The sequence below is a fragment of the Segatella copri genome, from assembly GCF_019249765.2.
GTDB classification, from domain to species: Bacteria; Bacteroidota; Bacteroidia; order Bacteroidales; family Bacteroidaceae; genus Prevotella; species Prevotella copri_K.
In genome coordinates this window covers 2,321,407-2,342,260 of the sequence record NZ_CP152484.1, presented here as the reverse complement: position 1 = coordinate 2,342,260, position 20,854 = coordinate 2,321,407, and the positions used below count along the sequence as shown (strand labels likewise).

Genomic DNA, 20,854 nt, shown 5'->3' with positions numbered 1-20,854 from the left:
AACAGATATGAGCATCAGAAATATTGCAAATGTATCGCTTTGCCTTGCCTTGCTGTCTGTCGGCAATGGTGTGGCGGCTCAAAACGAGTCGCGCTGGCATAATGTGGATATCAACCAGCAGAACCGCGAACCTCGCCGTGCTGCTTTCTTCGCATACGAGACCCTTGATAAAGCACAGAGTTTTGACAAGAGAAAGTACGTATTTTTTATAAGTGATTGAGAATGAGATAAGTTTTTATCTCATAAAAAGAAGAGGTTACGAATTAGAAATAAACAGAATGTAGCATCCTGCTGTGATTTGCATAACCATCCAAAGAACTCTTTCGGTTGCAAAGGTACGATATTTAATCGGGGATAAAGAATGTTTTAAGATTTTTTATCCTCGATTTTTTACTTGGATAAATCTGTTTTTATTAAACCATATTCTTCTCTATTCTTTGCTATTTCCATTTCAATCCATTCAAACATATGTGGTAAGGGTTCCTGTTTTGAATGGTCTATTTCGTTTGCATATTCTCATTCTTTCGTGTGTTTTGTATAAAAGTCAGCCGTCGTCGCAGAAAGACAGTCCTCGTACCTCAGACTAACTTTCCCCGACTATGGCACGGCAAGAAAAATCCTTGGCGGTATGCCTTGAAATACTTCAAGACTATACTGCCAAGGACTTTTCTTTGTTTGCCGTGCTGACAACGGCTGACTTTTATAGCCACAACTCGCAGTTCCATTTTTATCGCACAATCCAAACGACATGAAACAGTGGCACGCCACCCTTTCATGTCTCAGTAGTACGGCATGAGGAAAAGTGCTTCTTTTTGTCGGTTGCAGGCTAACCGATCAAAAGAAACACCATTCCTTGATTTGCCGTACCATTTTGTTTGCATACTCCATCGCAAGAAAGAAGTCATTGATGTAAACCTCAACGACCACTTTCATGCTTGGCTGCACCGCCTTGGAGAAAACCCGATGCAAGAAGCATGGACAAGCCATACTCTTCTTTCATCGGAATTTCTCTGAAGGCTGTGCCATTCTTGTATGCTATTTCCATTTTCCTAAAAACATTTGCAAGACAGTAATTGTATCCATTTCTCAGAAATGAGTATGCGATAATCGTACAGTCCCAAAACTTCCGTGAAGTTTCTATTTTCATTTGCCGCTCTGATTTTCTTTCCTCCACATGGTCTTTCCTATGGCATCAATCGTTATCGTGCAGGTGCAAAGGTATGGCAGCGGGCTTTGGAAATAAAAGGTCGAGCCTTCGGTTTTCGAAAAAATCTCCACACCGTTGGGTAGTATTTTTCCGAAAAACCTTGTATTTCCAGCCTCGCCGCCCTTGAAAGGCACCTGAAACGAAACGACCGATGCGACAGGAAGACGCAAAAAAAATGTCGGAAAAGGGAGCGACAAAAAGGTGAAGAAACGAGAACTTCCCTTCAGTTCCTGGAACCGCAAATAAATTTAATTCAAGGCTATATGACAACAAACATCAACATAACACAGACTTGGTGGAGATTACTCTCCGCAGTCGGCTCAACCCTCATCACTTTGGTGGCTTGGTTGGGATATATGGCTCTCTGCATGGTCGGTGAAGTCATATTGGGAATTGTGAAGTTCATCTTCGGCATCATCATTTCCATTCTTTCTATGGTGGTACTGATTGGAACATTCATTTGGTTATTGACACTTTAAAGTACAAGCGATATGAACAGAAGCATTGAAGCGATACCTACATGGGCACTCTGCTACATCATCAATGGCGATGCAAGCGGACTGACTGACGAGGAAATCCGTATGGTGGACGAAGCCATGCGCAAGAACAATATTGAGATAGTAAGTCCAAGATACAACGAGGACATGTGCACAGAACCTTACTTCAGCCGTTATCCGTTTTTCGGACTGCCTACAGAAGTTGAGGACTGCGACATCATCTATCACGAGTAACACCCCCTTTAACAACATCAGATATGAACACTACAGAATATTTCAAGAGAACCATACAAGCCTATTTGGAAGAGCGTGCAATGGAGGACGAACTCTTTGCAGCCAAGTATGACAACCCCGACAAGAACATAGACGATTGCGTCACCTATATCCTTAATTGGGTACAGAAGAGCGGTTGCAACGGCTTTTGCGATGACGAGATATATGGGCAAGCCATCCACTACTACGAGGAGAAGGACATCGAGGTCGGCAAACCACTGAACTGCCAAGTGTCTGTTAACCACCACATCGAACTCACAGAGGAGGAGAAGGCACAGGCAAGACAGGAAGCCATCCGCCAATATCAGCAAGAGCAGATGAACAAGATGCGTAACAGAGATACCGCCAAGCGCGCCTCACAGAGAACGGAAACAGAAGTACACCAACCATCATTATTCGACACGTTATGAAACCAAGAACGAAATATCAGAAGCAAGTCGTAACCTCAAACAAGGGGTTACGACCTATCAAGGGAGCGCAAATGCAATGGGCATTCCGTGAATGTCTTGACCACTATGCCTTTCAGTTGAAGCACGGACAGACCACTTGCATGGACTGCGGACACACTTGGACTACGGACGAGGATGCGGACAAATGTGTCTGCCCGAAGTGTAAGGCAAAGTTGGAAGTGCAGCGCACCAAGCGACAGAAGGCGATGTCTTCTACCTATTTCAGCGTACTCACTGAGCGTAAGGGACTGCAACTTATGCGAGCATATCAGATGAAAGCATACTACCGCAAGGGACAAAAGGCAGACATTTATTGTTGGGAGGTGGCACGCTATTGGATGAACGAGAAAGGCAAGGTGGAGGTTATGGCACGCAAGCGCACAATGGGTATCTATATGGACACGTTCTGCTACGACTCCGACATAGAACTGCGCAAGGACAACACCACCTATCAGCATATTGCTTCATTTCCGGTCTGTCCCGACATGAAAGTTATTCCTCAGATATGGCGTAACGGCTTTGACGGAGCGTTTCACGGCATCGAACCGCTTACATTGTTCAAGGCGATGCTGACAGACCACCGCATCGAAACGATGATGAAACAATGTCGTTACGGACACGTCCGCCACTTCATAGACCATCCACGGCACTTGGAAACTTGTTGGAATGCCTACAAGATAGCCAACCGCAACCATTACCTTATTACAGACATCGGCAAATGGGCGGACTACATCTGTATGTTGGTAGAAATGGGCAAGGACATCAGAAGTCCACATTACATTTGCCCCGACAACCTTGAAGCCAAGCACGACAGAATATCCGAGAAAATCAGAGCCAAGAAAGAAAAGGAGCGCACCGAGGAGGAGATACGCAAGGCATTGAAGAACGAGGACAAGTTCAAGGAAATGAAGAGCCGTTTCTTCGGTTTGATGTTCACGGACGGCAATATCGTAGTGAGAATGCTTGAAAGCGTCAGGGAGCACGTTCTTGAGGGCAAGGCGATGCATCATTGTGTAGGCAGCGGTACAAACTACTCACTCAATCCCGACTGCATCATCTTCTCTGCAAGAATAGCCGAACAAAGGGTTGAGACCGTGGAGTTTTCACTCGAACAGATGAAAGTCGTACAATGCCACGGACTACAGAACAAGGACACCGAGCACCATGCCGACATCATCAACTTGGTGAACAGCAATGCAAGACTTATAGAGCAGCGTATGGTTGCAACGACATAACACCACATTATTATAATTTAGGCGGAGCGATGAAAATTCGTTCCGCCACTTTCTTCATGAGCCGAGGAGCGGAAAGAAAGTGGCAAAGAACCGTTTTTTCCTTATCTGCGATGCTTGCAGAATAACAAAGGACAGCCCAAATCAAAAGGACTGTCCTTTATTCATAAATCGTTTTTTCTGTTCCTTGGGAGATAGTCCCATCTGGCGATTGACACTTTTGCTTACTAATGCGGCATGATGCCGTCCTATGGATTCAGTGGCAAGCTGAGATTTTAGCCGTAGTCTTTCTTTTTCATTGGCGTACTCTTAATTTATTGTCAGAGGCGATACGACTTGAGACCTTCATCGAATGCAGCCTTGATTTCGGCTGCATAGGCATTGAAGTGTTCGTTGATGATGTTATCCACATAACTTGCAATGGAAATCTTTCCCTTGCCTACGATACTGACAAATTTAGTCACACGCTCATGAATGTCCTCGCTGATGCCAACATGTCTGCCATATCTTGCGGTAAAACCTGCATTTGCCATGAACTTACCGACATACTGCTCAGCACGCTCTTTCTCCATTCTGTCGATTGGCTCAAATTCACCCACATCATAATTCTCATATGCTGCATCTTCATCAAAACACTCCTCCTTGTCGGAAATAGTTGACGATGTACGGTCTTGAAATGTCTCTTCAAGACAAGCGTCAATCTGTTTACCAACTTCCTCCATTGTCTCTTCATAATTTCTCATGAAAGCCTCATACAACTCCTTGGCATCTGTCGAAGTGAGTTGTCCTTTACCACAGTTTTTTGTTTTGTCTGCCATAATCATTCTTTTAATTGTTATACAAATTCTCTGCTATAGAAATACTTGTTGACTATTGAAAATCCAACCTCAACAGTTTTTGTCAGATACCTGACATATGCAATTCCATCAACGCATCTATTTTGCGTTTAATAATCTTTGAGCGTTCTGCGATTTCAGCTTGTAGCTTTTCGCTGTCCATTTCCGAGAATATTTTGCTCACATGTGCAAATCTATCCTTTGTTGCATTGTTCTCTTCTGTTCTTTCCATAATTCTCCTTATTAAATTGTTATACAAAGTCGAGGATATTGAAGTCCTCTATACTGTCTGACACCTTAAACTCTTTCTTTGGCTTGGAAATCTCTACAATCTTGTGAGTTTGCAAGTAGAAGGTGACGTAATCATGGATGTTCTTCTTGCACTCCTCGCTGTTATTTATGGACTAAAACGCATCGAAAAGAACTCCAAACAAAACTTAGAGAAACGTCATAAATAGCTCATTTTCAATACATATTCATTAACATAACGCTCCAACCGCCTATTGCGAGTTTCATCCGTTTATAGTAATTTTGTACCACGGTTGTACCATGGGCAGAGGGACACACGGTTCTTAATGAGGGTTCTTATTTCCTCTTATTTCCCCTTGTTTCCTCTTAAAAGTTTCCGTCAAGGACCATCCCCCCATGAGTCACTGCAAAATTCAAAAATAACGGTAAAAATGAATACTACAACTCGCATTCCAATCGTGCTGATGTCCGTAGAGGAAACAGCGCAGGCAGTAAGCATCAGCGTCAAGACAGTACGCAGTCTTATTCGTCAAGGCAGGCTAAGAGCCGTAAATTTCGGTACACGCATGACCAGGATCTATTTGCAAGACCTTCTTGAAATAGCCAAGGGACAAGGTTATCAGGTGGTTCTCCCTTCTTCCCTATCGTTAGAAGGAGCAACGTCCAAGAAAGCACAGAGGCTAAAAGATGCCGAGACTGGCTCAGTCAACAAGTTGGCAAAGTGTCGCAAGACTCCCAGGGCTGGTGAAAGAGCACCTGATGGAGTAACCCACGACACCCATTACACAATGGCAGAGGTGTTGAGCACCTTTAATATCAAGTATGGAAGATTCTATGAAGTCCGCAATCGTTACCAACTCCAGTCAGTTCACGCATGGGGAACGACCTGCTTCAAGAAAGAAGACGTGGAAAGGGTTATCGGGCTTTATAATGAAGAACAGGGTAAGAACATTTCCGATGACTGGTACACCTGCTTCGACATCATGAAACTCTACGGATTAGGCAAGACACAGGTACGCAGATTTGCGGAGACCCATGGAGTGAGAATCCGAAAGTTCAAAGGCGGAAGAGCCAACTACTATCTGAAAGCAGACTGGGAGGCTGCACGCAAGAAGGCAGAGAAAAGCAGTACTACGACCAAGGCAAAACGGAAGTGAGACACAAGTCAAGAGATGGTTCAAACAAACTCATATACGACCCATGCCGTTGCAATTGCTATGCAGCACCCATCCATGTCGGTCGAAACAAACCCACAACGCAGAGTAACGGATATAAGACAAAAAACGCATCCAATACCTGCTTTTAGTCTGATTTTGAGCGTAAAATCATACTCAAAAGCAAATTCAGGTTAAATTCTGGCTGTATTTGAAGCCATCTTTGCTTTTCTCTTTTCACGGCAATCTAACTTTGCATCGGATTTGAGAGTTAAAGCGTTGCGACCATGGCTATTCGCATCCACAGATACACATCGGTAAGAATAATAAAAGAATAACAATATGACGAACATTTGTACAAAGGTCACCGTGCGGAAACGACCTATCAAGAACGGACAGACTTCCCTCTATCTGGATTTCTATCCTCCAATCCGCAACCCGAAGACAGGCAAGCTCTCACGCAGGGAGTACCTTGGTCTTTACATCTACACCAACCCTGTTGAACGCTTTCAGCAGGAGTACAACAAAAGTATGATTCAGAAAGCGGAAATCATCAAGTGCCGCAGGACTGAGTCCATCATCAATGAGGAGTATGGCTTCCTCGACCGCAACAAGGGCAAGGAGAGCTTCTTGGAATATTTCAAGAACCTCATGATTGAGCGTGGCAGCAGCCAGAACTGGGCAACCGCCTACATGCACTTCCACAATTACACGCATGGCCAGGGCGGACGCATCAAAATGCGTTCGCCTCCAAAAGTTTTGACAGGTAATTTTCGTCCCAGCCAGCTTTCATTCTTTTTAAGTTGAGACTTCCCTTGATCGTTTTATCCTTTTTAAGGATGGACAAAGCAATCTTAGTAATAGTAGAGAAGTTCCTTGCTGCATTTTTCACCTTTCTACTTTCGTCTTCTCTAAAGGTAAAGTCTAATTGCCAGTGCAAATTATTCTCTATTCCCCAGTGCTTTCTTATTGCATTGGCGATTCCCTCAGGCCTTTCATTTCCTAGGGAAGTTACGTAGTACCTGTTTTCCTCGGAAGTTTCACCTGTTGAAACGATAGTTCTTCGTGACAGAATGCCAACAATAGATTTTAGCCCTTCAAATTTGTTCTTGAACATTTTTTGAGTAGTGCTGCCATAACTCACCACTATACATTTCCTTTCTTCTAATCTGCCATGCCCTCTGTCAAAGGAAGTATGCTTTGAAACTATACCCTGATAGTCACGATCAGTGTATTCGGCTATGATATCCTTTGCAAAATCATAGCTTGTCTTTTGATTTTTCTTCAATGCAATAATATAATCTCCGTTTCCCTCTCTTATTTTCTTGGTTATAGAGGTTTGGCATCCCATGGCATCAATCGTTACAATGGTGTCTTTTAAGTCTATTGCGCTAAGCAACTTTGGTACAACGGTGATTTCGTTAGTCTTGTCGCCCACCTTCTCTTGAGCCAGAGAGATATTGTTATCAGAAGACCATGCCGACACAATCCACATGCGAAAATCATCTTTGCCCAATGTGTGCTCTGAATCGCATTTGCTGGAGCCACGCATTAACTTGCCGTCAATGGCTACTATGCCTTTGACCTCACCAACAATTTCCTTGACCCAATCGCGAAAAATTTGTTCAAAGCCCTTTGGGTCAAATATAGAGAAGAAACGATTGAAGGTGTCATGGCTTGGAATGTGCTCCAAACCTACCAAACGAGATTTGAAGAACTCCTTCTTAGTTCTTCCAAACTCAGCAATATCATCCCATGTTTGACATCCAGCCAGTACTGCTGCTATGGTAATATAGATAATATGTTCCATTTTATGAACAGTTCGTCCTGTGACTCTTGGGTCTGGAATTTGTTTAGATAACTTAATTATGCTCATTTTGTAACTTTTAAGTGTTTAATTATTCTTTACAAAGATACAAAATATTTTTGGTACAAGCAAATATAAATAGTTAATATTCAATAAGATACAACATTAATATCTATATGTTAAAAGGTAAAAAGTTTGATGCGTTTACCCTGCACGCATGGCGAGTGCCGCTTCTGCGACCTTACCGTTCCGTACTGCCAGGGATTCCTCGACTACCTGTTGTCGGATGCCTGTATGCACAACGGCAAGCGCATGATGGGAACAACAGCCAACAACAACCTTACCAAGTTGAAGTGCATCCTTGCCATCGCATACGAGGACGGACTGCTCAAAGAGAATATCGCCAAGAAACTTGTGCGTGCCAAGGCTCATGGCAACAAGCGGCAGTTCCTCACCAAGGAAGAGTTGTTGCAGTTGTCTCAGACTCCTTGCAAGAGTGATGTCCTTCGCCGTGCAGGTCTCTTCTCCTGCCTTACAGGTCTTCGCCTTTCTGACTGCATCAGACTCCAGTGGGAGAATATCGTCAAGTTGGCTGATGGCGGCTGGGGAATGGACATTATCACAAAGAAGACTTCCACCGCTGCAATCCTGCCTATCAGCGAAGAGGCTTTGCAGCTCTGTGGCGAGCGAAGCACTGGACAGGTGTTCAAGAATCTCACGAACAGTACAGTGGCATTGTATCTCAAACCGTGGATAAAGGCTTCCGGCATCGAGAAACACATCACCTTCCATGTATCCCGTCATACCTTTGCCACCTTGCAGTTGGCAGAGGGAACGGACATCTACACCGTGAGCAAGCTGCTTACCCATAGCAATCTTGCCACTACTCAGGTGTATGCCGATGTGGTGGACGAACTCAAACGTGATGCGGCAGAACGTATCTCGCTCAAAATACCAACAAAGGAAGAGAGTGACCAGACATAAGTGAAAAACATAATCAGGATAACAAATGGAAGAAAACAAATCATTATCGTTCGACCAACTGCCCAGTGCAGTTGGCGAACTTCTGACAAAGGTCAATACGATGATGACTCGTCTTGATGACATTGGTCAGAGAATAGGCAATGCTCCGAGCGAGAATGACCATGTTCTTATGGACATCAGAGAGGCAAGTGCCTTCGTCCGAAAGAAAGTCTCATCGCTTTATGCTTACACATCTGAAAGGCGCATTCCTTTCTACAAGAGAGGGAACACGCTCTACTTCTTCAAAGACCAGCTGATAAAATGGATTGAGGCAGGTGGCTCATGGGACAAGCCTTACGAATCGACCCAGGAGGAACAGGCAGACTTCGAGGCTCATCTGGCAATGTTGCAGAAAAGCAAGAAGAACAAGCCTGCCTCCATGAAGAGGGTCAAGGGCGAGAAAAATCCTGATGGGGAAGAATGGCATGACGGATAAGAGAATCATGTAATCTACTTTTTACGAAAGGGGAAAGAGAAACTATTCATTCTTTCTTTGCTGAGTAATCCGTTTCACTAATAATCAGTTTTTCAAGATGAGTAACCAAAGCATAAAATACGGAATCCTGCTGACCAAGGAACAGCTCGATTTCTTGAAGGATGACAGGCAGGGCTTCCACCGCATGACCGCCTTCGGCACTTTTGTATCAATGGCATCCACCAAGCCAAGTGTTTATCTGAAGACAGGCTTCTCCGCTTCTCTCTCCATCGGGCAGTTTGCCATCTCTACCGTTGAGCTGTCTGCCCTTTGGAAGTGTGACCGCAAGACAGCGGCAAAGGTGGTGGAACTGTTCAATCAGGTGGGCATCCTCTCAACCGAGAGGAACAACCGCACCTCCATACATACGATACTATGCATCGCCTTCTGGTACGTTGACGGCATCAAGGAAGCCATCAAGAACCCCTTCTACAACCGTCAATCCGTGACTTCCGCCACCCAAGAGGAATCGGTGTCCAATGTCCCATCCGATACCGCTTGCTCTTCGGAAGGCAATCTTTCCAATGGCATAGGTCAGCAGAAAGACAGCAGCGTCAATCCTGCCACTACTGACATTCTGCAGCCCCATGTTCCTGCCTCTTATAATACCTCTTCCCCTTTCGTTAATTCTCATGTTATCGGGGATGGACTTTCAGATCCTTCTCCGATACCACAAGACTTCAAACAAAGGGAAAAGGAAGGTGATGACCATTTTGAGTATGAGGTTGGACAGCCGTCAGAAGATGACTGCAATCAAGGAGAAGGGGCATCACCCATTGAGTTGCTGCCGTCTCCTGTCTATGATGACGAGGGCAACCTCTTGCAGCCACCGCCCCATGAAGGACGATGCGAGGATCACACGGAGAGACATGGCGCGCATATCACCCCAAGTCACTCATGATGTCATCTCTACTTTTCCCTTATTTCGACTATTGACGTTCCCGACAGGCAAGCTATCCAGAAGCCGCTACCTCTATTAGCCGTAGTTTTTTTTCGGAGGTCTAAACAAGAAGTACCAGTGTCAGACGGTTTCGCTTCGCCCACCGCTTCCTACTGGCATTCTTGAATGTTCGCAGGCTCACATTGGCTGTCCTGTTATATCAAGTATAAACTTTATAAACCCCATCTACAATGACAAAAGACAAGAATAACAACACGGAGAAAACCTCAAAGAAGAGACCTCCGAAGACCAGACACATTGACGTTCGTTTCACAGAAGAACACTACGACTTGGTAGTACATAATGCCCGACTGTCAGGCAGGAGCAAGAGCACATATCTTCATGACTTAGGCATCGGACACAAGCCATCCCTACCCATGACCGCAGAGCAGGAGGAAGCCTTGAAGGGCTTAATCGGGGCAAGGTCTGAACTGGTTTATGTGCGCAATGCGCTTCATGCCCTGCCACAGACCGAGAGACTAAAACTCTTCAAGAGAGCCGACTTCATGGAACGTTGGCTTCAAGGCATCAACACCCTGATAGAGGAATTGAGCCGCATTAGAGACAAATTCTTGGATATGTTATGATAGCAAAAGCGTCAGCAATTCAGCATGGTCAGGCAATGACCAATTACGCAACCAAAAACAATCGCGCGGACATCGTCAAGACCAACCATCTCAGCGAGGGTCTGCCGCCGATGGGCATGTGGGACGAGATGGTGCTGCATCAGTCCATGTTCAAGCAGAGGTATGCCAAGAAGCCCATCGAACTGACGTCCATCCGCTTTGAGCTTTCCCCATCTGAGGAGGAGGCACGTAACTGGACTATGGAGGACTGGAGAAGATTCCTTGACGAGTTCATTCGTGAGATGGATGGTATCTCCAAGGTGAACCACATCGGCAAGAAGAAAGGCAAGGCTGCAACTTCGGTCAAGCCGACCAACATAGCCAACTCACAATATTTTGCCGCCCTTCACCGTGACTCCAAGAGTGGCATTCCCCACCTGCATCTGGTGGTGAACCGCATCGACATGGACGGTAATCTCAATGATGTGAAGTTCATCGGTGAGCGTGCCGTGATGGCTGCGAAAGCCATCAATCAGCGTCATGGTTGGAAGGATGCCATGGATATTCGTCAGGAACGCATTGCAGAGGTGACCAAAGCCTGTATGGATGTGCTGCGTTCAATGCCGTTCTTTGATTGGGATGAATATGCCGACCGATTGAGGGCAAAGGGATATGACATCGAGCTTATCCGTGACAAGAATGGTCAAGGCAGGGTGCATGGCTACCGCTTCAAGTTCGGAAAAACTACCATCAAGGCTTCCGAACTGGGTGTAGGAAGGAATCTCACCGCATCGAAAATCGGGAATACCTTCCGCAAGCTGCACCCTCAGCCAACACCTGTTGCAGTTGGTCAAAGACCTTCTCCTTCTGTTTCAAACGCTACCACATTGGACAGCAGAAATACGGCATCGCAAGGTGGTCTGTCTCGTACAAGCAATGTTGCCAAACCTGACCTTCCTGCCGGATTGAGAAAGATTATTGAAGTCGATGGTGAGCGTTTCAGCATAGTCATGCCGAGAACTGCTTACGACACGATGAACAGTTGTATCGAAGTTCCCGAGAATGGATCCGCAAGCCACACTGACATTCTGAATGTAGCCATGCTGCTCTTCATGAACTACCTTGATGCTGCCACATCGATGTCTGAGTCATGTGGTGGCGGTGGCAGTCCTGGCAGTGGCTGGGGACGTGATAAGGACGATGATGACCGTGAATGGGCAAGACGTTGCGCAATGCAAGCAAACACACTCTGCAAGCCGATAAAGAGAGGCATGAAACGATAACTTTTCAAACAAGAACGGTATGGGAAGAAACAAGAAAGATGCCACACAGGATGTGCTTAACCTGTACAATCAGATGCAGGAGGACGAGAACATCGAGAGTGGCAAGGAAGAAATCAAAGTGACCCTGAAAGAGATTGAATCAGCCAAGAAAGCACTCTATGAGGCAAAGGAGGAACTGGGCAATGCCTATCGGAGGTTGGAATCAACGAAAGTGGCACTTATGGCTGCCCACAGGAGCACGGACAACATCGTGGATAGTATATGCCATGCCATAGTCAAGGCAGAGCAGAGCAACCTCAAAGTCGGCATCAACGATGAAGGAGTTGCCCAGTTGGATAAGCGGAACAACACCGCCATTTCTGCTTTCAAGCAAGCCCTTGACGAGCATGAGAAGCGGATAAACGACCTGTTCACTCACCAGCAGAAAGAGCTTAAACGAATCCGCAATATCGAGGAGGGTGCATACTTCAACGGTAGCACCTATGCCTGGATGTTCGGCTTGGCTTTCCTAAGTTGGTCTATCATCTTTGTTGAAATCACCATTTGGATATGCATCACACTTTTTTAGAAAACTCAAAACATCAGAATCATGACAGACAACGAATACAGCAAGGCAAGAAAAGCCGCTGTTGATGCCCTTATCTACTGGGCAAAGACAGGCATGAGAGAGTTCACCATGCGTGACGCAGTAAACGACTATCTGGAGGCGAGCGGTGCTAACCGCCCCTCCATCGGTGGCGAATAGACCATCCTTGCACACAGAAAAAATGCAGCCAACCGACTGGCGATTGACTGCATATACAATTCATTTTGCAATAAGATTACTTACTTTCCCTCTTTTCCATCGGTTTTATTAGATGAGTTTGTTTTTGTAGTTGCTGTTTTTGATGAGGTTGCTCGTGGAAGAAGAGTTGGATTAGAGCCTATTGACCAACGATTATTCTTCGGTTGCGACGGAGGAACATTTGTGTTTGTGCGACTGGTTTCTTTTCGCTTTTGTTCCGCTTTTCTTTTTTCCTCTGCTCTTCTCCTCGCATTTTCCCGTTCTAAAGCAATGCGATTACGTTCATTAATCTCATGAAGACGTTGATTGTTTATCCTTTGTTGCTCTTGTTGGAATCGTCTCTCATTTTCTTTTCTAATTTGTTCATTACGTTCTTCTTCAAGATATCCTAAATTCCGCAGCATTTTAGTTTAACTTATTTTATAAGTACCTGAGCAACTTTTTGTTGCTCAGGTACTTAAAAAGTTATATTTGTAATAGTGTTGCGGAATTAAGGATACTACAAAAATGGATTGACTGCTTCAACGCCGCCGATGCAGTCGCTTTGGCAAACTTATACGCTCAGGATGCCATAAACCATCAAGTCGCAAACACCCCAGTTATAGGAAAAACAGCTATCCATGAAATGTTTGTAAATGAATTTGCAACCTCAAAAATGGTTTGTATTGTTGAGCATATATTCGAGGATGGAGAATGGGCTATCATGGAATGGAAAGATCCGCTCGGGTTGCGAGGATGCGGATTCTTTCATGTGCAAAACGATAAAATAGTTTTCCAAAGAGGTTATTGGGATAAGCTCAGCTTTCTCAAACAGCACGGTTTACCCGTAGAGAATAGTGATGAAAATCCAAACACATAACACCGTCCGATATGGGAATCATCATTCATTCTTTAGAGTCCGTTTCTTTCAAAGATTTGTATGCGGCATTCTCATCTGCATTCAAAGATTATGATTTCTCTTTGAATGCGGATGAATTGCGACGCATGCTCGACCGACGAGGATACAATCCACAACTATCTTTCGGAGTATTTTTCGAAGGACGGCTGATTTCTTTTGTGCTTAACGGAACAGGCATGTACAACAACATCTTGACTGCCTATGACACAGGGACGGGAACCGTACCTTCATTCCGGGGATTACACCTAACCCAAAAAATATTCACTTTCAGCCTCGAATTGATATGTCAACAAGGAGTTCGGCAATATGTACTGGAAGTTTTGCAACACAATCACAAAGCAATAAAAATATATCGCAAATTAGGCTTTGAAACACAGAGAAATTTCAACTACTACTCTGCCAAACTGAGCGATATTGTTCCTGTATTGCAAGTAAACCATACCGCATGTCGCATACTCCCATCGGATTTAAAAAACTGCCTTAACCAAACGGCCTGGTTCGATTTTCATCCTTCATGGCAAAATGACAGGGCTTCACTGGAACGCGGAATCGACAATTTGGACATATTGGGAGCTTATGAAAGAGAAGAACTTGTCGGATTTGTTATCTTTGAACCGGCATCTGGCGATATTTCATCCCTCGCAGTTGCAAAAGATTACCGGCGTAAAGGAATAGGCAAGTCTTTGCTTAAAAGTGCTGTCAGTCATTTTCAAAGCGATGTACTCAAATTTACTAATGTTGATTGCGATTGTGAATCAGTCACTGGTTTCTTGTCATCATTAGGACTTACCCCAAAAGGACAACAGTTTGAAATGGTCAGAAAAATTTAACCTACATTTATATGAATAGCCCTCATCATCAAATAACAAATTAATAATACCAAATAAAAATACGTATAGATTAAAAAAGTTCTTTGTGCTTTTGTCAGGGAACTTTTTTTTCGTAAATTTGCGTTCAATTATGCGGCAGTAATAATATACATATTAATACGAGTTAAGAATCCTGTAGTTTTCTACATGCTACGAGGAGGTATTAAAAGGTGCGTTTCGGCAATGCATCTATTGTAGTATATTATTGCTTAATCAAATGAACATTATAAATTTAGGAATTCTTGCTCACATTGATGCAGGAAAAACTTCCGTAACCGAAAATCTGCTATTTGCCTGCGGAGCAACGGAAAAGCGCGGCAGTGTTGATAAAGGTGACACCATAACAGACTCTATGGATATAGAAAAACGTAGAGGAATTACTATTCGGGCTTCTACGACATCTATTGTTTGGAATGGTGTGAAATGCAATATCATTGACACTCCGGGACACATGGATTTTATTGCAGAGGTGGAGCGGACATTCAAAATGCTTGATGGTGCAGTCCTCATATTATCGGCAAAGGAAGGCATACAAGCACAAACAAAGTTGCTGTTCAAGACTTTGCAAAAACTGCAAATCCCGACAATTATATTTATCAATAAGATTGATCGTGCCGGCGTAAATCTTGAGCGTTTATATCTGGACATAAAAACAAATCTGTCGCAAGACGTCTTGTTTATGCAAACGGTTGTCGATGGAGTCGTTTACCCGATTTGCACCCCAACAGATATAAGGGCAGAACACAAAGAATTTGTATGCAACCATGACGACGATATATTAGAACTATATTTGGCGGATAAAGAAATCTTACCGGCAGATTATTGGAATGCGATAATCGCTCTTGTGGCAAAAGCCAAAGCCTATCCGGTCTTGCATGGATCAGCAATGTGCAATATTGGCATCAATGAGTTGTTAGACGCCATCATTTCTTTTATATTTCCTCCGGCATCAGTCCCCAATAGACTTTCAGCTTATCTTTATAAAATAGAACATGACCCCAAAGGGCATAAAAGAAGTTTTCTAAAAATTATTGACGGAAGGCTGAGACTTCGAACCGTTATAAAAGTCAATGATTCTGAAAAATTCATCAAGATTAAAAATCTAAAAACCATTTATCAGGGCAAAGAGATAAATGTTGATGAAGTGGTTGCTAATGATATCGCAATTATAGAAGATATAGAAGAATTAAGAATCGGAGATTATTTAGGTGTTAAACCTTGTCTGATTCAAGGATTATCTCATCAGCATCCCGCCCTCAAATCTTCTGTCCGACCAGACAAGCCCGAAGAGAGAAGCAAGTTGATATCCGCTCTAAATGTATTGTTTATTGAAGACCCGTCTCTGTCCTTTTCCATAAATTCATATAGTGATGAATTGGAAATCTCGTTATATGGTTTAACCCAAAAAGAAATCATACAAACATTGCTGGAAGAACGATTCTCCGTAAAGGCCCATTTTGATGAAATCAAGACTATCTACAAAGAACGACCTAAAAAGAAGGTGAATAAGATTATCCATATCGAAGTCCCTCCCAACCCTTACTGGGCCTCCATAGGACTGACTCTTGAACCTTTACCGATAGGGTCAGGGTTGCAAATCGAAAGTGAAATCTCCTTTGGTTATCTGAACCATTCTTTTCAAAATGCCGTTTTTGAAGGAATCCGTATGTCTTGCCAATCGGGATTGCATGGATGGGAAGTGACGGATTTGAAAGTAACCTTTACTTATGCCCTTTATTATAGTCCGATAAGTACCCCTGCCGATTTTAGACAATTGTCTCCTTATGTCTTCAGGTTGGCTTTGCAACAATCAGGAGTGGATATTCTCGAACCGATGCTCTATTTTGAGTTACAGATACCACAAGTAGCAAGTTCCAAAGCTATTACAGATCTGCAAAAAATGATGTCTGAGATTAAAGGTATCAGTTGTAATAATGAGTGGTGTCTTATTGAAGGGAAAGTTCCATTAAATACAAGTAAAGACTATGCCTCAGAAGTAAGTTCATACACTAAAGGCTTAGGCACTTTTATGGTTAAGCCGTGTGGGTATCAAATAACAAAAGGCGGTTATTCTGATAATACCCGTATGGAAGAAAAGGATAAACTTTTATTCATGTTTGAAAAATCAGTATCATCAAAATAATGGAACGATCCAGGAATTTCTATAAGACAATACGGTTGGGGTATATACTTATCTCCGTTCTTATCGGATGTATAGCATATAATAGCTTCTATGAATGGCAGGAGATAGAAGCATTAGAACTTGACAACTTGAGTTCAACTTATAAATGCAACTTTTTGGGTGCGGATAATAAGCAATAAAAACATTTATTTTTCAGAGAGGAAAGAGAGACAATGTCCCCCTTTCTCTCACTCTGAATGGATAAAGTTTGCTATCTTTGCTTTAATTGTCCGTCCAAAGAAAAAAAAGTTGCAGATGAGCAAACATATAACCGAGGAACAAAGGTATGCAATTTCTATGATGTTGCAAATACCGATGAGCAAAAAAGCAATAGCGGAAGCTATCGGAGTAGATAAAAGCACTGTTTACAGGGAGATAAAGCGCAATTGCGACGCCCGAAGTGGTAGCTATAGCATGGAGCTTGCCCAGCGAAAAGCAGACAGGCGCAAGCAGCAAAAACATCGCAAGGAAGTGCTTACACCGGCAATGAGAAAACGGATAATAAAGCTGTTGAAGAAAGGATTCAGCCCGGAGCAGATTGTCGGCAGGAGCCGCTTGGAGGGAATTGCGATGGTATCTCACGAAACGATATATCGCTGGATTTGGGAGGATAAGCGGCGGGGTGGCAAACTGCACAAATATCTTCGCAGACAAGGTCGCAGGTATGCCAAACGTGGTTCTAAAAATGCAGGGCGAGGATTTATCCCAGGCAGGGTGGATATTGATGAGCGTCCCGAGATAGTGGAACTGAAGGAGAGATTTGGTGATTTAGAGATAGATACAATTATTGGTAAGAACCACAAAGGTGCCATTCTTACCATTAACGACAGAGCAACAAGCAGGGTCTGGATACGCAAGTTGTCGGGAAAAGAAGCCATCCCGGTAGCTAAGATTGCAGTATGGGCACTGCGGAAAGTGAAAAACTTAATACACACAATTACGGCTGACAATGGAAAGGAGTTTGCAAAGCACGAGGAAATTGCGCAAAAATTGGAAATAAAATTCTATTTTTGCAAACCATACCACTCATGGGAACGTGGTGCCAATGAAAACACCAACGGGCTTATCAGGCAGTATATCCCAAAGGGTAAGGACTTTAGTGAAGTAACCAACAAACAGATTAAGTGGATTGAAAATAAACTCAATAATCGACCTCGTAAAAGACTTGGATACCTCACGCCAAACGAAAAATTTAAACAAATTATTAATCAGAATTCTGTTGCATTTGCAAGTTGAATTCAGCCTTGAATTCAAATCACAGAGAAGTGAATAGACAGTATTACCCGACAGAGCAACTACGACAAAGCAATGCCATCAAAAAAAATGACAGCACACACAAAGCATAGACTGATTGTCTTGCCCTAAAAGATTGATTGGAATTTATTCAGGACTGCCTATCACTTAGATAGAAGTCCAAGGTCTGCTGAAATACATAATTCAAAAATTGAAATTGCTTGACTGCAAATTTAGTAACTTTGCTTGACAAATTAACGAGAAAGAAGAGAAAATGAAAGCCGACCGCATAACATCACCTATACGCAAGCAGGGGGTTCGTGCTTCGTAAGACAGGAAAGTGGTAAATTTAAAGTTCAGTTCATCGTAGGTAGCTTAGTGGTAAAAATCCCTGCCTGCGTATAGCTGCAAACCGTTGTTAGCAATCCGCTGCGCTCCTTGCTAACAATGGCTCGGCGACTTACGTCGCTTGCCGTAAGCCGCCGCTTCGCGGACTGCTTACAACAAGCGACTTGGCTAAATAGCTCCGCTTTTGTATCTTCGATACAGCTTCGCTACTTCGCCAATTCGCCGAGCCATTGTTATGGGCCATTTTTGAATGACAATGCGAATAGATACAGACAAACAAATGAATTTACTTAGTGATAAGAACGTTGCAATAATTGGTGGTGGACCCGTTGGACTGACTATGGCAAAATTATTACAGCAAAACGGCATAGACGTTTCAGTTTACGAAAGAGACAACGACCGAGAGGCAAGAATTTTTGGTGGAACCCTTGACCTACACAAAGGTTCAGGTCAGGAAGCAATGAAAAAAGCGGGATTGTTACAAACTTATTATGACTTAGCCTTACCAATGGGTGTAAATATTGCTGATAAAAAAGGCAATATTTTATCCACAAAAAATGTAAAGCCCGAAAATCGATTTGACAATCCTGAAATAAACAGAAATGACTTAAGGGCTATCTTGTTGAATAGTTTAGAAAACGACACGGTTATTTGGGATAGAAAACTTGTTATGCTTGAACCTGGTAAGAAGAAGTGGACACTAACTTTTGAGAATAAACCGAGTGAAACAGCAGATTTGGTTATTCTTGCCAATGGCGGGATGTCCAAGGTAAGAAAATTTGTTACCGACACGGAAGTTGAAGAAACAGGTACTTTCAATATACAAGCCGATATTCATCAACCAGAGATAAACTGTCCTGGATTTTTTCAGCTATGCAATGGAAACCGGCTAATGGCATCTCACCAAGGTAATTTATTATTTGCTAACCCCAATAATAATGGTGCATTGCATTTTGGAATAAGTTTTAAAACACCTGATGAATGGAAAAACCAAACGCAGGTAGATTTTCAAAACAGAAATAGTGTCGTTGATTTTCTTCTGAAAGAATTTTCCGATTGGGACGAACGCTACAAAGAATTGATTCATACGACGTTGTCATTTGTAGGATTGGCTACACGGATATTTCCTTTAGAAAAGCCTTGGAAAAGCAAGCGCCCATTACCCATAACAATGATTGGGGATGCCGCACATTTGATGCCGCCTTTTGCAGGGCAGGGAGTAAATAGTGGGTTGGTGGATGCCTTGATATTGTCTGATAATCTAGCCGATGGAAAATTTAATAGCATTGAAGAGGCTGTTAAAAATTATGAACAGCAAATGTTTATCTATGGCAAAGAAGCACAAGAAGAATCAACTCAAAACGAAATTGAAATGTTTAAACCCGACTTTACGTTTCAGCAATTGTTAAATGTATAAAATGGAATAAAACGGCACATAACAAACAAATTGGCAATAGAGCCGGTGAAGTACTTCTATTGAACTTTTGTGCAATGTTGAAGATTAGTAATTCTATTCAACATTTGTGCTAAAAGTCGGCTCCATCGCCAATTTGCCAGCCGTTATGCGGCAGCTTAAAAAAAGACGACACCAAACCAAAAAAATCATCTTGACAACCACCCGACTTTGAACTACGAAGGATGAAATTTTTCAGGGACAACTTCCAGCATTTCCAAAAAACAGTTTAACCATTGACTTGGAGACAAACAAACAATTTGAGCATTAAGGTTTAAACCGAATTTTTCCGAAATTGACCTGACCTGACTTTTCCTGAAAATCGACTTTAAAGCTGTTTTTACAGATAAATCAGGTTTCTCTAACAGACAGGAAATAAATGCTAAGTATTTGGCTTTAAACTTAAAATCAAAAAATAAGTGTTTTCTTTTAATGTTTAACAGGGCTGATTTGACAGTTGGCGGTGGCAAGAAACTTTCAGGACCTACCTCATAGACAAGTTTCAAATCAAAAAAAGTATGATAGAAAACGGTATATGGATTGTAAAGCTTCCTCGAAAATAACTTTTGTGCAGGTTCTAATTGAAGGACAATGGAACCTCCCAGAAAATTTCCAAGACTCTCAAACATCAGGATTTTGAAAATATCGGAAGTAATGCCATAAGGAATATTTGACACCACTTTGAAAGGAAATTTCGGAACTGCAAAATTCCTAAAATCACAACCGACAACTTGAACATTTCGGGCATCAGAAAATAATTTTCGTAAATGTTCAACCAAAGCTGTGTCGTTTTCAATAGCAACAACATTGTTGGCGATTTTTAATAAATGAACAGTAAGAAACCCCTTGCCTGCCCCAATATCTAAAACCGTATCCTGATTACTTATATTTGCTTGTCTTATTGCATCTTTTATTAGCACTTTATCAATAGTAAAGTGCTGACCCGTAAAACGAACGGGCAATTTCTTTTTTGTCATTACCTTAATTCCGCAACACTTTGATTTAACTTTATTTATAAGTACCTGAGCAACAAAAAGTTGCTCAGGATTTTGCCATGTCAGATTTTTCACCTATCTTAGTGTTGCAAATCAAAATA

23 protein-coding genes and 3 pseudogenes are annotated in these 20,854 nt (G+C 42.8%); 20 read left to right on the top strand and 6 right to left on the bottom strand.

Annotated elements, in window-relative coordinates; translation table 11 throughout:
- Window positions 1–7 precede the first annotated feature (7 nt).
- Window positions 8–220: a hypothetical protein gene (locus KUA46_RS10215; protein ID WP_218487828.1), complete on the top strand. Its 213-nt coding sequence runs from the start codon at window positions 8–10 to the stop codon at window positions 218–220.
- 696 nt (window positions 221–916) lie between these two features.
- Here the strand turns inward: KUA46_RS10215 and KUA46_RS10210 are convergent.
- Window positions 917–1,045 carry a hypothetical protein gene (locus KUA46_RS10210; RefSeq protein WP_256625099.1) on the bottom strand — a complete coding sequence of 43 codons (129 nt, stop codon included), beginning with the start codon at window positions 1,043–1,045 and terminating at the stop codon, window positions 917–919.
- Between the two features lie 425 nt (window positions 1,046–1,470).
- Between KUA46_RS10210 and KUA46_RS10205 the strand changes: the two genes are divergently transcribed.
- The 4 genes from KUA46_RS10205 to KUA46_RS10190 are packed head-to-tail and all read left to right on the top strand — an operon-like array spanning window position 1,471 to window position 3,661.
- Window positions 1,471–1,686 (top strand): hypothetical protein, encoded by a 216-nt coding sequence (locus KUA46_RS10205; RefSeq protein WP_005823733.1) that lies wholly within the window; start codon window positions 1,471–1,473, stop codon window positions 1,684–1,686.
- A gap of 12 nt (window positions 1,687–1,698) precedes the next feature.
- The gene (locus tag KUA46_RS10200) at window positions 1,699–1,938 is read left to right on the top strand and encodes a DUF6926 domain-containing protein (protein WP_068856519.1); all 240 of its coding nucleotides are present in this window, start codon (window positions 1,699–1,701) and stop codon (window positions 1,936–1,938) included.
- 23 nt (window positions 1,939–1,961) lie between these two features.
- Window positions 1,962–2,387 (top strand): PcfK-like family protein, encoded by a 426-nt coding sequence (locus tag KUA46_RS10195; protein WP_217765414.1) that lies wholly within the window; start codon window positions 1,962–1,964, stop codon window positions 2,385–2,387.
- A complete protein-coding gene (locus tag KUA46_RS10190) occupies window positions 2,384–3,661 on the top strand; it encodes a PcfJ domain-containing protein (protein ID WP_334670724.1) in 1,278 nt (425 codons plus the stop codon). Before KUA46_RS10195 ends, KUA46_RS10190 begins: the two co-directional genes overlap by 4 nt.
- A gap of 317 nt (window positions 3,662–3,978) precedes the next feature.
- On the opposite strand, the gene KUA46_RS10185 is transcribed toward KUA46_RS10190, so the two are convergent.
- Window positions 3,979–4,476 (bottom strand): DUF3408 domain-containing protein, encoded by a 498-nt coding sequence (locus tag KUA46_RS10185; protein ID WP_227740970.1) that lies wholly within the window; start codon window positions 4,474–4,476, stop codon window positions 3,979–3,981.
- A gap of 82 nt (window positions 4,477–4,558) precedes the next feature.
- Window positions 4,559–4,726, bottom strand: coding sequence for a hypothetical protein (locus KUA46_RS10180; protein ID WP_217764445.1), 168 nt, complete (start codon window positions 4,724–4,726; stop codon window positions 4,559–4,561).
- Window positions 4,727–5,174: 448 nt separating this feature from the next.
- Between KUA46_RS10180 and KUA46_RS10175 the strand changes: the two genes are divergently transcribed.
- Both KUA46_RS10175 and KUA46_RS10170 read left to right on the top strand, forming a co-directional pair.
- A complete protein-coding gene (locus KUA46_RS10175; RefSeq protein WP_048317560.1) occupies window positions 5,175–5,900 on the top strand; it encodes a helix-turn-helix domain-containing protein in 726 nt (241 codons plus the stop codon).
- A 339-nt stretch (window positions 5,901–6,239) separates the two neighbouring features.
- Window positions 6,240–6,617, top strand: a pseudogene (locus tag KUA46_RS10170) (Arm DNA-binding domain-containing protein); the annotation flags it as partial.
- 13 nt (window positions 6,618–6,630) lie between these two features.
- On the opposite strand, the gene KUA46_RS10165 reads toward KUA46_RS10170, so the two are convergent.
- The gene (locus KUA46_RS10165) at window positions 6,631–7,773 is read right to left on the bottom strand and encodes an ISAs1 family transposase (RefSeq protein WP_211421283.1); all 1,143 of its coding nucleotides are present in this window, start codon (window positions 7,771–7,773) and stop codon (window positions 6,631–6,633) included.
- Between the two features lie 150 nt (window positions 7,774–7,923).
- On the opposite strand from KUA46_RS10165, the pseudogene KUA46_RS10160 reads away from it, so the two are divergent.
- From KUA46_RS10160 to KUA46_RS10130, 7 genes and pseudogenes are all read left to right on the top strand, one after another.
- A pseudogene (locus KUA46_RS10160) lies at window positions 7,924–8,688 on the top strand (tyrosine-type recombinase/integrase); the annotation flags it as partial.
- Between the two features lie 25 nt (window positions 8,689–8,713).
- Window positions 8,714–9,163, top strand: a complete 450-nt coding sequence (locus tag KUA46_RS10155; RefSeq protein ID WP_048317556.1) for a helix-turn-helix domain-containing protein — start codon at window positions 8,714–8,716, stop codon at window positions 9,161–9,163.
- Between the two features lie 97 nt (window positions 9,164–9,260).
- The gene (locus KUA46_RS10150) at window positions 9,261–10,103 is read left to right on the top strand and encodes a hypothetical protein (RefSeq protein ID WP_048317554.1); all 843 of its coding nucleotides are present in this window, start codon (window positions 9,261–9,263) and stop codon (window positions 10,101–10,103) included.
- Window positions 10,104–10,333: 230 nt separating this feature from the next.
- On the top strand, window positions 10,334–10,729 hold the full coding sequence (locus KUA46_RS10145) for a plasmid mobilization protein (protein ID WP_049129886.1): 396 nt from the start codon (window positions 10,334–10,336) through the stop codon (window positions 10,727–10,729).
- Window positions 10,726–11,991, top strand: a complete 1,266-nt coding sequence (locus KUA46_RS10140) for a relaxase/mobilization nuclease domain-containing protein (RefSeq protein WP_048317550.1) — start codon at window positions 10,726–10,728, stop codon at window positions 11,989–11,991. The genes KUA46_RS10145 and KUA46_RS10140 overlap by 4 nt, the downstream gene beginning before the upstream one ends.
- Before the next feature lie 19 nt (window positions 11,992–12,010).
- Window positions 12,011–12,559, top strand: coding sequence for a hypothetical protein (locus KUA46_RS10135; protein WP_048317548.1), 549 nt, complete (start codon window positions 12,011–12,013; stop codon window positions 12,557–12,559).
- A gap of 21 nt (window positions 12,560–12,580) precedes the next feature.
- On the top strand, window positions 12,581–12,736 hold the full coding sequence (locus KUA46_RS10130; protein ID WP_153093198.1) for a hypothetical protein: 156 nt from the start codon (window positions 12,581–12,583) through the stop codon (window positions 12,734–12,736).
- An 80-nt stretch (window positions 12,737–12,816) separates the two neighbouring features.
- On the opposite strand, the gene KUA46_RS10125 is transcribed toward KUA46_RS10130, so the two are convergent.
- On the bottom strand, window positions 12,817–13,179 hold the full coding sequence (locus KUA46_RS10125) for a hypothetical protein (RefSeq protein ID WP_053078087.1): 363 nt from the start codon (window positions 13,177–13,179) through the stop codon (window positions 12,817–12,819).
- Window positions 13,180–13,217: 38 nt separating this feature from the next.
- Here KUA46_RS10125 and KUA46_RS10120 point away from each other — a divergent pair, with 38 nt between their 5' ends.
- The 6 genes and pseudogenes from KUA46_RS10120 to tet(X) all read left to right on the top strand — a co-directional run bounded on the left by KUA46_RS10120 (window position 13,218) and on the right by tet(X) (window position 19,722).
- Window positions 13,218–13,634: a nuclear transport factor 2 family protein gene (locus KUA46_RS10120; protein WP_432432525.1), complete on the top strand. Its 417-nt coding sequence runs from the start codon at window positions 13,218–13,220 to the stop codon at window positions 13,632–13,634.
- A gap of 11 nt (window positions 13,635–13,645) precedes the next feature.
- The gene (locus tag KUA46_RS10115; protein ID WP_005944281.1) at window positions 13,646–14,503 is read left to right on the top strand and encodes a GNAT family N-acetyltransferase; all 858 of its coding nucleotides are present in this window, start codon (window positions 13,646–13,648) and stop codon (window positions 14,501–14,503) included.
- A gap of 256 nt (window positions 14,504–14,759) precedes the next feature.
- The gene (gene tet, locus KUA46_RS10110) at window positions 14,760–16,685 is read left to right on the top strand and encodes a tetracycline resistance ribosomal protection protein (RefSeq protein ID WP_065739727.1); all 1,926 of its coding nucleotides are present in this window, start codon (window positions 14,760–14,762) and stop codon (window positions 16,683–16,685) included.
- Window positions 16,685–16,813 (top strand): annotated as a pseudogene (locus KUA46_RS10105) (two component system sensor kinase); the annotation flags it as partial. The gene tet and the pseudogene KUA46_RS10105, both read left to right, overlap by 1 nt.
- A 166-nt stretch (window positions 16,814–16,979) precedes the next feature.
- Window positions 16,980–17,960, top strand: a complete 981-nt coding sequence (locus KUA46_RS10100) for an IS30-like element IS4351 family transposase (RefSeq protein WP_005794072.1) — start codon at window positions 16,980–16,982, stop codon at window positions 17,958–17,960.
- Between the two features lie 595 nt (window positions 17,961–18,555).
- Window positions 18,556–19,722, top strand: a complete 1,167-nt coding sequence (gene tet(X), locus KUA46_RS10095) for a tetracycline-inactivating monooxygenase Tet(X) (protein WP_005783159.1) — start codon at window positions 18,556–18,558, stop codon at window positions 19,720–19,722.
- 212 nt (window positions 19,723–19,934) lie between these two features.
- Here tet(X) and erm(F) read toward each other — a convergent pair whose 3' ends face one another.
- The gene (gene erm(F), locus KUA46_RS10090) at window positions 19,935–20,735 is read right to left on the bottom strand and encodes a 23S rRNA (adenine(2058)-N(6))-methyltransferase Erm(F) (RefSeq protein ID WP_118079546.1); all 801 of its coding nucleotides are present in this window, start codon (window positions 20,733–20,735) and stop codon (window positions 19,935–19,937) included.
- Window positions 20,736–20,854 lie beyond the last annotated feature (119 nt).

Excerpts from the sequence above, each read along its gene's own strand:
- KUA46_RS10215 (WP_218487828.1), top strand. The coding sequence starts at position 8 with ATGAGCATCAGAAATATTGCAAATGTATCGCTTTGCCTTGCCTTGCTG.
- KUA46_RS10130 (WP_153093198.1), top strand. The coding sequence starts at position 12,581 with ATGACAGACAACGAATACAGCAAGGCAAGAAAAGCCGCTGTTGATGCC.
- KUA46_RS10205 (WP_005823733.1), top strand. The coding sequence starts at position 1,471 with ATGACAACAAACATCAACATAACACAGACTTGGTGGAGATTACTCTCC.
- KUA46_RS10125 (WP_053078087.1), bottom strand. The coding sequence starts at position 13,179 with ATGCTGCGGAATTTAGGATATCTTGAAGAAGAACGTAATGAACAAATT.
- KUA46_RS10200 (WP_068856519.1), top strand. The coding sequence starts at position 1,699 with ATGAACAGAAGCATTGAAGCGATACCTACATGGGCACTCTGCTACATC.
- KUA46_RS10100 (WP_005794072.1), top strand. The coding sequence starts at position 16,980 with ATGAGCAAACATATAACCGAGGAACAAAGGTATGCAATTTCTATGATG.
- KUA46_RS10180 (WP_217764445.1), bottom strand. The coding sequence starts at position 4,726 with ATGGAAAGAACAGAAGAGAACAATGCAACAAAGGATAGATTTGCACAT.
- KUA46_RS10195 (WP_217765414.1), top strand. The coding sequence starts at position 1,962 with ATGAACACTACAGAATATTTCAAGAGAACCATACAAGCCTATTTGGAA.
- tet (WP_065739727.1), top strand. The coding sequence starts at position 14,760 with ATGAACATTATAAATTTAGGAATTCTTGCTCACATTGATGCAGGAAAA.
- KUA46_RS10115 (WP_005944281.1), top strand. The coding sequence starts at position 13,646 with ATGGGAATCATCATTCATTCTTTAGAGTCCGTTTCTTTCAAAGATTTG.
- KUA46_RS10185 (WP_227740970.1), bottom strand. The coding sequence starts at position 4,476 with ATGGCAGACAAAACAAAAAACTGTGGTAAAGGACAACTCACTTCGACA.
- KUA46_RS10150 (WP_048317554.1), top strand. The coding sequence starts at position 9,261 with ATGAGTAACCAAAGCATAAAATACGGAATCCTGCTGACCAAGGAACAG.
- KUA46_RS10165 (WP_211421283.1), bottom strand. The coding sequence starts at position 7,773 with ATGAGCATAATTAAGTTATCTAAACAAATTCCAGACCCAAGAGTCACA.
- KUA46_RS10155 (WP_048317556.1), top strand. The coding sequence starts at position 8,714 with ATGGAAGAAAACAAATCATTATCGTTCGACCAACTGCCCAGTGCAGTT.
- KUA46_RS10190 (WP_334670724.1), top strand. The coding sequence starts at position 2,384 with ATGAAACCAAGAACGAAATATCAGAAGCAAGTCGTAACCTCAAACAAG.
- KUA46_RS10210 (WP_256625099.1), bottom strand. The coding sequence starts at position 1,045 with ATGGAAATAGCATACAAGAATGGCACAGCCTTCAGAGAAATTCCGATG.
- KUA46_RS10140 (WP_048317550.1), top strand. The coding sequence starts at position 10,726 with ATGATAGCAAAAGCGTCAGCAATTCAGCATGGTCAGGCAATGACCAAT.
- KUA46_RS10135 (WP_048317548.1), top strand. The coding sequence starts at position 12,011 with ATGGGAAGAAACAAGAAAGATGCCACACAGGATGTGCTTAACCTGTAC.
- KUA46_RS10175 (WP_048317560.1), top strand. The coding sequence starts at position 5,175 with ATGAATACTACAACTCGCATTCCAATCGTGCTGATGTCCGTAGAGGAA.
- KUA46_RS10145 (WP_049129886.1), top strand. The coding sequence starts at position 10,334 with ATGACAAAAGACAAGAATAACAACACGGAGAAAACCTCAAAGAAGAGA.